This is a genomic window from Kordiimonas lipolytica (assembly GCF_042651265.1).
Taxonomy (GTDB): Bacteria; Pseudomonadota; Alphaproteobacteria; order Sphingomonadales; family Kordiimonadaceae; genus Kordiimonas; species Kordiimonas lipolytica.
In genome coordinates this window covers 134,125-148,293 of the sequence record NZ_JBHSCR010000007.1, presented here as the reverse complement: position 1 = coordinate 148,293, position 14,169 = coordinate 134,125, and the positions used below count along the sequence as shown (strand labels likewise).

11 protein-coding genes are annotated in these 14,169 nt (G+C 53.2%); 4 read left to right on the top strand and 7 right to left on the bottom strand.

Annotation, left to right across the window (positions count from 1 at the left end):
• Nucleotides 1-9 precede the first annotated feature (9 nt).
• Both ACFO5Q_RS10695 and ACFO5Q_RS10690 read left to right on the top strand, forming a co-directional pair.
• Nucleotides 10-891 carry a copper resistance protein B gene (locus ACFO5Q_RS10695; RefSeq protein ID WP_068145695.1) on the top strand — a complete coding sequence of 294 codons (882 nt, stop codon included), beginning with the start codon at nucleotides 10-12 and terminating at the stop codon, nucleotides 889-891.
• A 154-nt stretch (nucleotides 892-1,045) separates the two neighbouring features.
• Complete coding sequence (locus ACFO5Q_RS10690) at nucleotides 1,046-1,498, top strand: potassium channel family protein (protein ID WP_197420973.1); 453 nt, start codon at nucleotides 1,046-1,048, stop codon at nucleotides 1,496-1,498.
• A gap of 247 nt (nucleotides 1,499-1,745) precedes the next feature.
• Here ACFO5Q_RS10690 and ACFO5Q_RS10685 read toward each other — a convergent pair whose 3' ends face one another.
• The 3 genes from ACFO5Q_RS10685 to ACFO5Q_RS10675 all read right to left on the bottom strand — a co-directional run bounded on the left by ACFO5Q_RS10685 (nucleotide 1,746) and on the right by ACFO5Q_RS10675 (nucleotide 7,070).
• On the bottom strand, nucleotides 1,746-3,074 hold the full coding sequence (locus tag ACFO5Q_RS10685) for an APC family permease (protein ID WP_197420974.1): 1,329 nt from the start codon (nucleotides 3,072-3,074) through the stop codon (nucleotides 1,746-1,748).
• A gap of 536 nt (nucleotides 3,075-3,610) precedes the next feature.
• Nucleotides 3,611-6,541 (bottom strand): Tn3 family transposase, encoded by a 2,931-nt coding sequence (locus ACFO5Q_RS10680; protein ID WP_068145705.1) that lies wholly within the window; start codon nucleotides 6,539-6,541, stop codon nucleotides 3,611-3,613.
• 133 nt (nucleotides 6,542-6,674) lie between these two features.
• Nucleotides 6,675-7,070: a glycoside hydrolase family 18 protein gene (locus ACFO5Q_RS10675; protein WP_197420975.1), complete on the bottom strand. Its 396-nt coding sequence runs from the start codon at nucleotides 7,068-7,070 to the stop codon at nucleotides 6,675-6,677.
• Between the two features lie 288 nt (nucleotides 7,071-7,358).
• Here ACFO5Q_RS10675 and ACFO5Q_RS10670 point away from each other — a divergent pair, with 288 nt between their 5' ends.
• The gene (locus ACFO5Q_RS10670; protein WP_156431906.1) at nucleotides 7,359-8,747 is read left to right on the top strand and encodes a methyl-accepting chemotaxis protein; all 1,389 of its coding nucleotides are present in this window, start codon (nucleotides 7,359-7,361) and stop codon (nucleotides 8,745-8,747) included.
• Nucleotides 8,748-8,750: 3 nt separating this feature from the next.
• On the opposite strand, the gene ACFO5Q_RS10665 is transcribed toward ACFO5Q_RS10670, so the two are convergent.
• Nucleotides 8,751-9,695: a sterol desaturase family protein gene (locus ACFO5Q_RS10665; protein WP_068145713.1), complete on the bottom strand. Its 945-nt coding sequence runs from the start codon at nucleotides 9,693-9,695 to the stop codon at nucleotides 8,751-8,753.
• A complete protein-coding gene (locus tag ACFO5Q_RS10660) occupies nucleotides 9,685-10,113 on the bottom strand; it encodes a hypothetical protein (protein WP_068145717.1) in 429 nt (142 codons plus the stop codon). Before ACFO5Q_RS10660 ends, ACFO5Q_RS10665 begins: the two co-directional genes overlap by 11 nt.
• A 147-nt stretch (nucleotides 10,114-10,260) precedes the next feature.
• Between ACFO5Q_RS10660 and ACFO5Q_RS10655 the strand changes: the two genes are divergently transcribed.
• Nucleotides 10,261-11,253 (top strand): glycerophosphodiester phosphodiesterase family protein, encoded by a 993-nt coding sequence (locus ACFO5Q_RS10655; RefSeq protein ID WP_197420976.1) that lies wholly within the window; start codon nucleotides 10,261-10,263, stop codon nucleotides 11,251-11,253.
• A 227-nt stretch (nucleotides 11,254-11,480) separates the two neighbouring features.
• On the opposite strand, the gene ACFO5Q_RS10650 is transcribed toward ACFO5Q_RS10655, so the two are convergent.
• Together ACFO5Q_RS10650 and ACFO5Q_RS10645 are read right to left on the bottom strand one after the other, a co-directional pair.
• Nucleotides 11,481-12,155, bottom strand: coding sequence for a DUF4389 domain-containing protein (locus ACFO5Q_RS10650; protein ID WP_068145722.1), 675 nt, complete (start codon nucleotides 12,153-12,155; stop codon nucleotides 11,481-11,483).
• A 75-nt stretch (nucleotides 12,156-12,230) separates the two neighbouring features.
• Nucleotides 12,231-13,994: a putative bifunctional diguanylate cyclase/phosphodiesterase gene (locus ACFO5Q_RS10645; RefSeq protein WP_197420977.1), complete on the bottom strand. Its 1,764-nt coding sequence runs from the start codon at nucleotides 13,992-13,994 to the stop codon at nucleotides 12,231-12,233.
• Nucleotides 13,995-14,169 lie beyond the last annotated feature (175 nt).

The following is a 14,169-nucleotide window of genomic DNA, read 5'->3' as shown; positions in this document are numbered from 1 at the left end:
AAACGGATTATGTCTCATACAAAATTTAAAAAAATAGCTATCCTCCCAGCTGCTATATTTCTATTTTCTGAACCTTCTTTGTTGGCGCAGGAAATGCCGATGCCACAAGTAGAAGCAACAATGAACAAAGAAGCCAAAGACAAGCCTTCCATGCAAGGAGGGAAAATACCCCCTGACGCTCGCGACCCAAATGCCAATTCCGGAGGGTATGAATACCGCCACATGGATGGCTGGGAAGACACCGACATGATTTCTGTTAGTAAAGTTATTTTTGATCAGTTTGAATATCGGAACAATGGTGACAGCGACGTTCTTCGCTGGGATGTGCAGGGTTGGCGGGGTACTGATTACAGTAAATTTTGGTTCAAGTTTGAAGGGGTCGACGAGTTATCCTCTAATAATGGGGAGATGGAGCTTCAAACACTTTACAGTCGAGCCGTATCGCCATTCTGGGATTTTCAGGTAGGTGCTCGTTATGACGTAGCATATGGTACGGGGTCATCTGGTGACAGAGCATTTGCGGTAATTGGCTTGCAAGGGTTGGCACCCTATTGGTTTGAGTTGGAGCCTGCGATTTTTTTGAGTGATGGGGGTGATATTTCAGGGCGCGTCGTGGCCACATACGATCTATTGTTTTCGCAGCGACTAATTTTGCAGTCGCGCTTTGAGACAAATTTTTCCTTAAGCGAAGCGAGAAAATATGATGTTGGGAAAGGTATCAATGACATTCAGTTGGGGCTGCGGATGCGTTACGAAATTCGCCGAGAGTTTGCACCTTATGTAGGACTTGAGTGGAATCGGAAACTAGGTAGTACAGCGAAAATTCTTCGTGACGACGGTGTCGATCCAAGTTCATTGTCTTTTGTTACCGGCCTTCGGCTTTGGTTTTAGAGACAATTAAAGCAACACGCTTTTTTACCTCCGACATGTTAATTGGGCGACGTGATACTATCATCTGTTATTACATGCCTCAACCTGGGGGAAGTCTCGGCGACACACTTCCTTACGATCAAGTCTGAACTTATGTAAATAATAGGATCGTGAATTGTTAGTTTCGATAGCCATTTCTGTCGCACTCTTCGTCGCCACAGCCTATCTGCATGTGATGTCTCTGGGATTCTGCTCGGGACGCATGGCGTCCGTTCCGTTGCGACCACATACCCGCGTGCTTTCCATCGTGAGTTTGTTGTTTCTCACCCATCTGTTTCAGATCGCGCTATTCGCAGGCGGTTTCTGGATTGCCGAGGCACAGCTTGGTATAGGTGGCTTCGAGGGGTCGGCAACGGCAAACCTGCTTGACTACTTCTATTTCTCGACCGTCATGTACACATCGCTTGGAATCGGAGACATCGTCCCAACCGGGCATCTGCGGTTTCTCGCTGGTGTCGAGGCCCTCAACGGGCTCTTGCTGATTGCCTGGTCAGCATCCTTCCTGTTTGCAACGATGAATCGTCTATGGGACTGGCAACCCTGCGTCGAGCCCGAAGACAAGGAGTGAGACATCCATGTTTTGGTTCCGCCAATCAGGGGCCTTGAACGCAAGAATGCCGAATAAGAGGGCGACTGGGATTTACTTCACGCTGGATCAGAGGGGCTTCGATTGCCCAAGCGTCCTGTATCGTCCGCAGGGGCAGATGGTGGATATGCGCGTAGGAACCCGCCAACGGCGAAGCCCAGCGTAAAACCGATGATCATTGTAATTCCCGCGCGTCGCTCATCGTGACTATTTAGTGTGACATGATCCGTCAACTGCGGGCAGAGTCATTTTGCGGCGCAAGCCAACGCGATAGGTAGGCTCGTTCGAACAGAAAGACGCTGATGATCGCAATAACTGCATAAACAACGATAGAAGGATCGCTTTGCAGTTTCAGAGCAGTGAAGGCGACCAGAACGATCGCATCGAACCCGAGCGCCGCAAGAAGCACGACACCTGACGCACCGATTTCAGTCCGGCGGAAACGCCAGACACCCCATTGCACTGCCATGTCCATGGTCAAGTAGAAGAACGCACCCAACGACGCTATACGACTCAGATCTAAGAACACGGCCAGAAAAGATGCGATCACCACCGTATAGACCAGCGTATGCCGCTGGATCGGTCCGGACATGCCGAAATGGCTGTGCGGGATCATCTTCATATCCGTCAACATGGCCAGCATTCGCGAGACGGCAAAGACACTGGCCAGAACCGCAGACGCGGTTGCGACGACCGCCAGCAGAACCGTCAGCAGGAATCCGACCTGCCCCAAGGCTGGTTTTGCTGCTTCGGCCAACGAATAGTCCTTGGCGGCGATGATCTGGTCGATGGTGAGGCTTGATCCCACTCCGAATGCGACGAGCAGATAGACGACAACACACAATACAATGGAAATCATGATCGCGCGACCGACATTGCGGTTGGGGTCGGTAATCTCGGCACCGCTGTTGGTAATTGTTGTGAATCCCTTGAACGCGAGAACGGCAAGCGCGACCGAGGCGACGAAACCCGTTGCACCAAAATTGCCGGCACTCTGGGAGGAGGCGGCGAAACTGAACCCGCTAGACCACAAGGCCGCGATCCCGAAAAGCGCTATGCCGCCGATCTTGATCGCGGCCATAACGATCGAAAAGAGACCGATTGACCTGTTGCCCGCAATGTTTACAAGATATGCAAAGAGGATCACACCAACGGAGAGGATGGGTACAAGCGGCCCTCCTCCAATATTGAAAGGGCGCAGGAGGTATGTGGCAAAGGTCCGGGCGACGAGGCTTTCGGCGATGACCATGCTGAGCGCCATCAGAAGAGCCGCTCCCGCCGCAACGGCGCCTGGACCGTAACACTTTTGCAAAATCATTCCGATGCCCCCTGCCGATGGCCAGGAATTTGACATCTTGATGTAGCTATAGGAACTGAACCCGGTGACGATTGCACCGATAAAGAAGGCGATTGGAAAGAGCGGCCCGGCAAGCTCAGCAATCTGCCCGGTCAAAGCAAATATCCCCGCACCGATCATGACCCCGGTCCCCATCGCAACCGCCCCGCCGAGCGTAATTGAGTTCTTTTTGTAGCTGTTGCTGCCGTGGTCGTGGTTCATTGGGTTCCTCGTCATTCTCATTGCTCGACTCGGGTATCGCCGATATATATTGCTTCGATTGTCAAGATAGTTATCGCAGCCGTCAAGGCAAGGTTTGATCAACGCGCTTGTTGCAATATGTCTTTCGGTCACCAGCGAAAGTTATGGGTGCATAAGTTTCTCTTTTGTTTGCGCAGCTTGTTTGCGTTTCATGGTGCCGGGGGACCGAACCATCTTCCCTGATGGCGAATGACGCATATATTCCTGAAAGCCTCTTGACCTTATGGCTAGCGTACTCTGCATCGATTTCAATGACATCCTTGAACAGCATGTAGGGTCAGGGCTAAAACAGGATCAAGGGCAAAGGTTGTGTCTGACAGAAACAAAGCAGCCAATGATCCTGTGAACGTGGCAGCGCCAATTTTTCTGCTGAGCATCTAAAACTCCGGTTGCGAATAAAATTCGAAATATCCTCGCATATGGAGTAAGCCCCAGTACAAGCGAATTGATGCCTGTAAGGCAAAGTAGTGTGTCGATGGCAAACAGTATATCAGTCGTCACGTTAGTACTTTGAAGTCCAAATCGAGCCGCTTGGACATATCGAGATCAAATATGCCATAAGGATTTATGTGCCCATAGATCAGCGGAGTAATGGCACGCCGATCCTCTGTCGTTAACGTTCGGCTCCATGAGGGGTCTGCGAGCACCCGTTGCATCATCAGCGTGTTTACATAGACCAGACAAATTTGCAGCAGGTGCAGCGAGAGCACGGACAATTCCTGTTCTTCCAGCCGGTTTGTTGCCACCTCACCGCCTTTCCCGAAGAAAATGAAGGAGTTTGCGCTGTTCCAGTTTTCTACCACGTTTAGGCCTTCGTGAATTTCCCTCCTGAGTTCCTCAGACCCCAGATATCTGGCCAAAAAGATGGTTTTGATGGCTTTGCCAAGCTCGGTGAGCGCCTTGTATGTGGGATGCTGGACGTTCGAGCGTGTAAATCGCCGGAGAATGGCCTCTGGATCCGCGGTACCCAGCTTCATGGCCGCCGCAAACTTTACGATTTCATCATATTGCTGTTCGATAAGGCGCCAATCAATAGGGCGTGTGAGGATCGGTTCCAAGTTGCCATAATTTTGGCGCTTACCTGGATCTGGCAGATAGAGCTTCTGACGACTGATGGCTTTAAGCCGCGGCAGCAGGTCAAACCCGAGCATATGACAGAAGGCGAACGCCACTTCGCTTTGCCCGTGGCTATCCACATATTGACGATCAACATCCATATCGGTGCAGTGCTTGAGAACGCCTTCAATCATCGAGGCAACTTCGGAAGAGGAACACCGCTTGAGTTGAGAGTAGATGCAAGTCGATTTCTTTTCGACATGCCAATAGATCATGACCCCGCGACCACCATAGCGGATATGCCATTCTGTCATGAGATTCTGATCCCAGGCACCGAACTTCTTGGAATCCGACGCGCATGACGTCGTGCCTTCGCCCCAGATCTCCGGGTTTCGTACGGCAAATACCGCGTTCGCTATTTGACCTATTGCATTCCGCAAGGCGTCTTTGCCGATGAAGCGGCGGCGAATATGGAGGAGTTCCTTGTAACTGACGCCGTGCGGGCCTGCACTGATCCGCTTTAGGCCGGCATTCGTACCCATGGCATAGAGGCAGAGCAGCAAGCGCCTCTGAATGGTTTCCCGATCGAGTATTTCCCGATTGCCTGAGGTTTGGAACAGATCGCTGAAGCCTATCCGCAGATCCGCTTCTTTCAACACATCCAGCAAGCCCGTCATCGGCCATCTTTTTGCGAGTTCGGCCTTGATCGGCGCGATGCCTTGCGCTTCTGGCTGGGGCTCAAGAGGGGACAGACAAATTCTGTTCTTGTGATTAGTGCGCAGCGAAACTTTCTTGTTTCTCGGCATGCCGGCATTCAGCTCAAAGAGTGTTCGGTCCATATCCTTCTTTACGCGCGCGATAAATTCACCGGCATCCATGGGCTGGTCCAATAGCCCATAATAGTCTGGACGCCGGTCTTCAAAATCACCAGGCAGGTCTTCATCCGGATTACGGTAACGATCTGCACCGACAACCCAGATCTCCTTGCACCTTATGCGTTCGCGCAACGTTTGCAGGGCGCAGATTTCATAATTGATGCGGTTAATCCGGGGGCCGTTTGTGGCATCGTGATCGATGATGACCTCGTGCCATTTTTTGGGCACCACGCCATCAACCGGCAAGCCTTCATCCAACTGGATAAAACGACGATTGTCGGCGCGCATCCGTTTGATCCAGTCCAGAGCGTCAAGAAGGGGGCGGTGTGCGGCGTTGTTTGAACGAAACTCGAGGACATCAAGGATGGCCGGAAGCATCTTGCGATAGTGATTGCCGTAGGACGCCCGGAGGACTGTATGCACCTTCTTTTTATAGCCAGGACCCGACGACTTGTATTCTTTCACCAGATTGCTCAGAACTTCTGGGTTGGCGACTGGGAAAACCACGTCGCAGACGGCTCCATCGGGGTCGGTCAGGGCAGCGTCGGCGATTTCAAACAGCAAACGTTCCTTGCCGTAGACCTTCTGGAAATCAGCCATTAATTCCTTCATGACTTTCCGTTGCGCGCTTGCGTCGATTTTGTGAATTGTTTCCAATAGGAGATCGATCAGGCCATCGGTAATTTCCCGTCCGCGGAAACAATAGTGGATTGAACAAAGTGAATGCCGGCGCTCAATCGGACGCTGCTTCATGTCCCATGCGGTGTCATTGCTGGCCATCTGTTTCAAGCGCTTGAGGAATTTTGCACTGACACCGCCGAAGGTGGCCGTTGAAAGTCGCAGGGACCGAATGAACCGAAGTTGGCTGCATGTGCGTAATATATTATCCAGGCTGACCCGTCCTGGGTCAGCTTTCAACCCATTGAAGCCTATTGGCACATCAGGATCGGCCAAACTCACCTCGATCGCCTCACGTGTAGCGCCAGATAGCCTCGCGGATATGTCTCGGTGAACACTCTGAAGAAAACGATTGTGGGCAGACCGTATCAAGCGATCGAGTTCTTTGGTGGACGGGCACTGCAGTTTTCTATCTAACAGATATGAGCATGCCTGATCAAAAGCTTCGTTGGGTTCAGTTCCTTCGGAAAACACGTCGTTACAAAGCCATGTGATTAGTTGCTGCCGATCTCTTGCCGTTATTCGCCTAATGTCTAGAAATTTGAGTATCTCCTGCCGGTGCCGCCGGGCGCTTCTGGCTTCCCAATCGTAAGACGATATGCCTTCCGACACAATTCCCAGTTGATCTGAGACATGGCGAATTATCTGCAACGCAAAATCAGAGGTCTTCTTGGGAAAACGACCGTAGGCCTGATAATGCTTAAGCTGCAACGCTATACCAAGTTGTGCGTGTGCCGATTTTCCTTTGAATAGAATTTCTTCATCGGCCTTCAGGTTCCAATTTTCGGCAAGTTCACCATCATCCCAGACTTGTTTCACATTATTCCTCCCCGCACGAGCAAGTTCACAAGAGGGAGAGCATAACCTGTTTCGCTGTCAGGCAATAGATTCGGTCTGTCCGCAACCTCCTGAACTTTCAAACATGAATATGGCCAATTTCGCAGCTACCCGGTCATTGCCCCAGCTTCTTAAGTGTCGTCGCAAACAAGTTATAATTTGCGGTTGTAATCTTGTTATCCTCGATATCCAGGTCGATGCCGTGCAGCCTAAGGGTTTTCGCTGTATTTACGAGGTTTACGGCAGTTAACGGGGATGGGGCCGCGGAGGCGCCAGCACCGCCATAGGACAGCAGCTTCAAGGTACCAGGAGCCGCATTCTTCAGAATTGGCTCCACGGTAGCCCAGAGGGCTGCATCCAATGTGCCGTCAGGGTCTGTGAACGCGACAATGATAACATTGTAGGCTTGGATCTGACTGGCTGTAATGGCCTTCATCGATCCTGTTGCCTGAATGTCGATATAGCCGACCATTGCGTTTTCCGGCCACTTGGGTTTGTCGGTTTCTAGCATGTCCGTTCCTTTCATGTAGGGGCGTGTTGGCCCTGAAGTCCCCCTTAAGGGGAATAAATACAACCGTAAGATTTTAAATAACACGTTTCAGGACAGGCACGAAGCGAGGGTGCGGCCATTGGCCAATATCCAATGCAGAGTTGGTTGCATTCCCAAAAAAGCAGAGAAAAGGAGGGCGGAGACTTCAATCTGCGGCGCATTGGAGGATTTCAAATCTAGTAACCAAATCTTCGGAAAGTTGGTCTAATTATTTGAATAGTGAGTCGACTAATTATCGGGGAAGTGGAAGTGTCCTTGCAGAAAACTGAAGACGCGATTGTCGAGATCGCCGAAAATGCCAGCGAATTCAGCCTGAATTGCGCCGACGTGGCCGCCGCGGTGACAGAGGTTAGCGCATTTTTTACGGCACAGGCCGAAACGGCAAGTACCCTCAAATCGTCTGTCGAGGAGATGAACCAGAGGCGCGAGGAAGTATCAAGGGCTGCTGGCGATATCGGCGATGCCTTGAGCCAGATCGAACAGGTAAGCAACCGTTCAAGTGAGGCTGTTGGCGACACAGCTGCACAGACAAACAAGCTTATCGGCACGGTTAACGGGCTGGAGGAACGCATTAAGGGCCTGTCGGCCGCGCTCGAGACCGTAGGGCAGGTTTCTGCTGCGATCGATGCGATTGCCAGCCAGACCAACCTTCTGGCCCTGAATGCCACCATCGAAGCTGCCCGCGCAGGAGATGCAGGCCGTGGCTTTGCCGTTGTGGCCGGTGAAGTAAAGAAACTGTCAGGCGAGACCCGGGCCGCGACAGAACGTATCAACGATGTTGTGAGCGAACTGTCCAGCCAGGTAAAGGCTCTGATAGGCGACATTCATGAGGGCGCAGAATGTGCCGAGACAGCGCAGTCTCATATTGACGGATTGGTGGAAAGCCTTGAGGAAATGCGGGGTGTGACCTCCGTTGCGGCTGACTGCAACCAGCGGATTGATGCGGCAACTGTCTCTATGTCCGAGGCATGCGTTGTGGTTGACGAGCAGCTTGAAAAAGTTGCGGAAGGCACGGTGCTTGCCGACAAGAAGCTTCGTAGCGCTGACCAACGGCTGAACGATCTGGTTGATTTCGGTGAAAAACTGGTTCAGATCGCGGCAGGGACTGAGGTGGAGACGGCGGATACGCAATATGTCCAGATCGCGAGAGATACAGCAGCCCTGATCAGCGGGTTGTTTGAGGAAGCGGTCAAGAAGGGTGACGTGACCGAAGACGACCTGTTTGATGAAAACTATGTTCCAGTTCCCGGCACGAACCCTGAGCAGGTGACAACCCGATTTACGGAACTGACAGACAGGCTGCTTTTTGACATGCAGGAAAAGATCGTCGCATCAAACGACAAGATCGTTATCTGTGCCGCGTTCGATCGGAACGGCTATCTTCCCACGCACAACAAAAAATTCTCGCACCCTCAGCGCAAGGATGATCCGGCCTGGAACGCGGCCAATGCCCGCAATCGCCGGATGTACGACGACAAGGTTGCTTTAAGGGCTGGTAGAAGCCGGGACCCTTTCAAGATTCAGCCTTATCGCCGCGATATGGGCGAGGGCAAGTTTGTATTGATGAAAGACATTTCCGCCCCAATCACCGTAAATGGCAGGCACTGGGGCGGTTTCCGGGTTGGCGTGATGTCGTAACCGTCAGGCCGCCTTTTCGGGAGACGCGACTGACGCTGCGCCTTCATGGCCTGCTTTTTCCTGGCGTTCGCGCCATTCTGCCTTGATCATGTCGCTGGTTTTCCGGCTGCCGTCCGGCGTCCAGCCAGGCGGGGCGATGAGGAACATCAGCTTGTTCCTGAAGCCCTTGGCGTGCCAAACGTCTGTCACAATGCCCCACCATTCATGGAATGCAACACGAAGCGGGTTGAACGTGCCCAGGTCGCGCACAAGCCCATAGCGGCAGGGCTCGTTTTTATCTTCCGGCACAAACGTGCCGAACAGCCGGTCCCAGATGATGAAGATGCCAGCATAATTGGAATCAAGATATTTCGGGTTGTTGGCATGGTGCACCCGGTGGTGGCTTGGCGTGTTGAAAACCGCCTCGAACCAGCGTGGCATCTTGTCGATTGCCTCGGTGTGGAACCAGAATTGGTAAATCAGGTTCAGCCCGGCGCAGAAGAATACAATCGCCGGCTCAATGCCCAGGATGAAAATGGGCCATTTGAACAGGAAGCTTGGCGTGAGCTGGCTGGTCCAGGTCTGCCTGAGTGCCGTCGTCAGGTTATAGTGCTGGCTTGAATGATGGATCACATGGGCTGCCCACATCCAGCGCGAGCGGTGCCCGAAGCGGTGAATCCAGTAATAGGCCAGGTCATCCAGCACGAGGGCCAGTGCAAAGACCGGCCAACTGGCCCCCATATCGAAAATGCGGAAGTTTTCCCAAACCCAATAGGCCACGACAAAGGTAAGCGACGCGGTAATGGCGCCGGATACCGTGCTGCCAAGCCCCATGAACAGAGACGTGAGGGAATCCTTGCCTTCGAATTTCGCTCGGCCCGTCTTCCAGCCATAGATCATTTCCACCAGCACGAAAAAGACGAAGGCTGGAACCGCAAACTCGGTTGGTTTCGGTAGATCAAGCGGCATGTGCGGACTCCAGCTTGTTGGTGAAGGCGTCAAGAAGATCGGCCACAGATTTCAGCGTGTCATTCGACATGGTCAAGGTGATCTCGGGTTGAGTGAAATCGTTGAGAACCAGCGTGATCCGGGCGTGATCCTTGAAAACCGAACGGATATCTGCGGCGGTCAACAAGCGGCACACCACCCTGTCACCAAGAAGCCGCAAGAGACCGAGGCTTTCAGCGGGGGCCTTAAGGCCGACGAGCGCATATTTCCCTGTGGCATCGATGAAAATATCGTCGATATCCACGTCTGGTTCATAGCGCTTCAGGTTCCTCGAGACGCGCTCTTCATCCAAGCGGCCCTTATTGGGGAACATTTTTGACGCCAGAAAGGCAAGTATCACAATGGCTACAAGCGAGCCGAGCGTTAGTCCCAAATCCATAATCGATCCTCCACCTATAAAAGGCCCTTGAATTAATAGACCGTCAAGTCTTGAATTGGTTGGTTGGGTCACGAAGGAAACCTGATTGTCACATTTTCAGGGCAGGGTGCTTTCGCTGTTTGCAAAATGCACGAAGGGCGTATGATTATGAAATTGAGAATAAAGGCTTTTTTCGGCCTGATCCTTATGGCGACAGGAGGCATGACGATGGTTCATGCGGGTGATGCTGATCCAATTGTTATCGCCCACCGTGGTGCAAGTGGTTACCGGCCTGAGCATACGCTGATGGCTTACCGAATGGGAATCGAAATGGGTGCCGACTATATCGAGCCGGACCTGGTGATGACCAAAGACGGCAAGCTGGTGGCCCGGCATGACGTTTACTTGTCCGACAGCACAAATGTGGCAGACCATCCCGAGTTTGCGGACAGGCGCCGGGAGATTCGCGGCAAGACCGACTGGTGGGTTTTTGATTTCACCTTGAGCGAACTGAGGACGCTGAAGGCGCGGCAGGCGCGCCCGACCCGTGGCACCGATTATGATGGGGTAGAGGTGGTCCCGACCATTGAGGAAATCTTCGCGCTCGTGGAGTCCGAGCGGGGTGACAGCCAGGTGGGGCTCTATATCGAGATGAAACACCCGCTGGATTATAAAGCAATGGGGCTGGACCCAACGCCCGCCTTGCTTGAGGTGTTCAGGCATGCACAGGGTTCGGGTATTCCCGTTTATTTCCAGTGTTTTAGCGGTGATTACCTTGTGGAGGTTGCACCCCACACCAGCGCGCCACTCATCTGGCTGATTGAAGGCGCGGAAGACCCATCCACCGGCCGCTACAGGCTGGATGTACCGCTTGACAAGTACGGGAACATTATCGCCGGAATTGGCCCCTACAAGCAGCTCTTGATGGACGGTGACGGCAAGTCTACTGGCGTGTTGGAGGAGGCGCACCGGCTTGGATACAAGGTGCATCCCTGGACGTTCCGAGCCGATCAAGTGGGGGACGGTTTCGCCGATATGGAAGCAGAATTGGATGCCTACTGGTCGCTTGGCATTGACGGCGCCTTTTCTGATCATGCCGATGTGGCATTAAGGAGCCGCGATGCGTTTTTACAAAGGCAGAAGGGTCAAGAAGCTCAGTGAGGTTGGCAGGCTTGCTGTAGCCTGGGCATTGAGGTAAGATCGCACCATGTTTGACCTTATCAAAGGACTGTTTACCGCCATTGTTGCCGCAGCCGTTATTCGGCTGGGCGCCGAGGTTTTGTTCGAACAGGCTGGCCTTTATATGTAGCCAGGATGACTTGCATCAGGCTTCAAAGAAAAAGGCGCCGTTTGGCGCCTTTTGTATGCGTGAAACAGAGATATTGCGTCTAGTCGCTGTCTGTTGGCAGCTCTTTTCCAAGCGGGAAGGGCCGTTCATCGGTTGCGAAGCTCAGGTAATCCATGATTTCGCTGATATAGCGGCCAAGAATGGTCATGGCACTGCGGACAGTGTCATTTTGGCTGTCGTTCAGCACAATAAGCACCAACTGGGCAAGCGCCAGGACGATGATGGCTTGAACGGCGATAAAGCCAATCGCGCTATAGAGCACCACAAACAGAAGCCTGGAAAAATGTGACCCCCAGTCCTTTCGTTTAATGGCCTCTTTGAATTCTTCAGCATCAAAGCCGTTGTCATCGCCTGCGCGTGCGGCCGTATCCGTGCTTTCGGGCTTATCAGCAGCTTCAGAGATACGCTCTTGCTCATCCGCAATGCTGGAAACCTTGGGCTCGGGCTTTGGCGTCTTGGCTGCAGCAGCCTTTGCCGCAGGTTTCTTGGCAGGTGCTTTCCGGCTTGTGGTCTTTTTCGCCGTTGATTTGGTTGTGGTCTTCGACGCAGCGGGCTTCTTCGGCGCGGCCTTTGATGTTTTCCGCGTTGTAGCCGCTTTTTTCGCAGGCGCCTTCTTCGCAGTAGCGGCCTTAGCCGCAGGCTTTTTTGCCGTGGTTTTGGGAGCGGCCTTCTTGGCAGGCTCCTTATCGGATGTTTTGCTGGTTTCCTCGCTCATATCATTCCCTGTCTGTCGGCGGAGTGAATGTCTTTAAACCATATGTGGTGCACCGTTATGGTGCCTTCAAGGGCTTCAGGCCCAAGGCAGCTTGCCGCGGACTATTTCTGTGGCCGATGATGTATCAACCGGCTTTGACCAGAAGTAGCCCTGACCGAAGCTGAAGTCCAAACTGCGCAGCATTTCGATGTGCTCCACGTCCTCAAGCCCTTCGGCCACCACTTCGTGGCCAAGGTTGGTCGCCAGCATGCCGATCATCTCCAGAATTTTGAAAGGCGCATTGTCCTTTTCCAGCTGGTTGATGAAGCTGCGGTCGATCTTGATAATGTCGATCGGGAACTGGTGAAGATAGTTAAGCGAGCTGTAGCCCGTGCCGAAGTCATCAAGCGCTACTTTCACACCCAACTTACGGATGCGGGACAGCGTTTCGGAAATACGGGTCGGGTTGGCCATAATGGCACTTTCCGTCAGCTCGATGCGGATAAGGTGGCCTGGAAGGTCATGTTCCTTGAGCGCCTTTTCCACCATGCCGGCAACATCGTCCCGCGCGAACTGAACGCCTGAGACATTCACATTCACCGGAACCGTTTTTTCTGGGCCCATTTCATCAAGCCAGGACTTAACGGCAGCACAGGCAGAATCGACTGCCCAGCGCCCAAGGGGAACGATCACGCCGGTTTCTTCCGCCAGCGGGATAAATTCAATAGGGGAGACGGCGCCGCGGTCTTTATGAACCCAGCGCGTGAGGGCCTCGAACCCATGGAGCTCGTCTGTCTTCAGGTCGATAATAGGCTGGTAGTTAAGCTCCAGCTCGCCCCGTTCCACTGCGCGCCGAAGCTCTGTTTCCAGATGGAACTGGGAGCGTGCACGCTGGTGCGAATCGCTTTGGTAAATCTCTGTGCGCGCCTTGCCAGCAGACTTCGCGCGGTGCATGGCGAAATCGGCATCGCGGATCAGGTCTTCCGGGTGAGTGGAGCTGGAAATGGTTGTGGCAACGCCAACCGAGACGCTGGTGAAAACCTCATTGCCGTCCAGATCATAGGGAAGCGCCATGGCGTCATGGATACGGCGGGAGATCATTTCCACTTCTTCGATGTCGTTGAAGTGAGACACAAGAATGGCAAACTCGTCGCCTGAGAGGCGGGCGAGGGTGTCTGAGCTGCGGATACAGCGCCGAAGCGTCGAGGCCATGGAAATCAGGAACCGGTCGCCTGAGGAATGCCCGAAGCTTTCGTTGATCTGCTGGAAGCGGTCGATGTTGATGATCAGCACCGCGCAGCCCGCGCCTGAGCCAGAGCGCTGGCATTCAGTAACGGCTTCTTCAAGCTTGTTCCGGAACAAGACCCGATTGGGCTGGCCGGTGAGGGCGTCGTGGAAGGCGTGATGCAGAAGGTTGCGTTCTGCCAGTTTTTCCGCCGTCTGATCTTCAATGGTGCAAATAACCTGATAGATGCGGCCTTCGTGATCTTCAAGCGGCAGCAGGTGCGACGACAGGAAGCGTTCAATGGCACCGACACGGATCGACCATTCAAAGCTGGCGCTGCGCCCGGACCGGTGGACCTCCAGAATCTGGCCCGAAAGAACGTGATTCTCATTCGCGCTCCAGACACTGTCCAGCGTGCAGGGCATCTGCGCGCCATCCTTGAGGTCAAACACCTCACGGGCAAAACCGTTGATAAACAGGGCCTCAATGACATTGCCGGAGGTTACGCCGCACACAAGGATGCCAACCGGCAGGCGCTCTGCAACGGCGCTTGTGTTGACGATGCGCGATGATTGAGCGCCACCGCCCGATGGGTTGGCAATCGGAGAAACCTTGCTTCCAAGCGTGTCTGCCACAGTCAGCTCCACGAGAAAAGATACAACATTCGGAATGCGGAGCGATGCGCCAGCGCATTCCCGACACTTGAACATCTTGTGAGTAAAGATTTGGTAAAGGCTCAAGTGTTGCAGGCAGTACTATAGGCTCGTGATGGAGCCGAGGAAACAACAAGTTGAAAATTATAGTAAATTT

Bases quoted from the DNA above. Each gene is read 5' to 3' on its own strand.
- ACFO5Q_RS10695 (WP_068145695.1), top strand. From the start codon at position 10: ATGTCTCATACAAAATTTAAAAAAATAGCTATCCTCCCAGCTGCTATA.
- ACFO5Q_RS10660 (WP_068145717.1), bottom strand. From the start codon at position 10,113: ATGGATTTGGGACTAACGCTCGGCTCGCTTGTAGCCATTGTGATACTT.
- ACFO5Q_RS10685 (WP_197420974.1), bottom strand. From the start codon at position 3,074: ATGAACCACGACCACGGCAGCAACAGCTACAAAAAGAACTCAATTACG.
- ACFO5Q_RS10665 (WP_068145713.1), bottom strand. From the start codon at position 9,695: ATGCCGCTTGATCTACCGAAACCAACCGAGTTTGCGGTTCCAGCCTTC.
- ACFO5Q_RS10655 (WP_197420976.1), top strand. From the start codon at position 10,261: ATGAAATTGAGAATAAAGGCTTTTTTCGGCCTGATCCTTATGGCGACA.
- ACFO5Q_RS10650 (WP_068145722.1), bottom strand. From the start codon at position 12,155: ATGAGCGAGGAAACCAGCAAAACATCCGATAAGGAGCCTGCCAAGAAG.
- ACFO5Q_RS10675 (WP_197420975.1), bottom strand. From the start codon at position 7,070: ATGCTAGAAACCGACAAACCCAAGTGGCCGGAAAACGCAATGGTCGGC.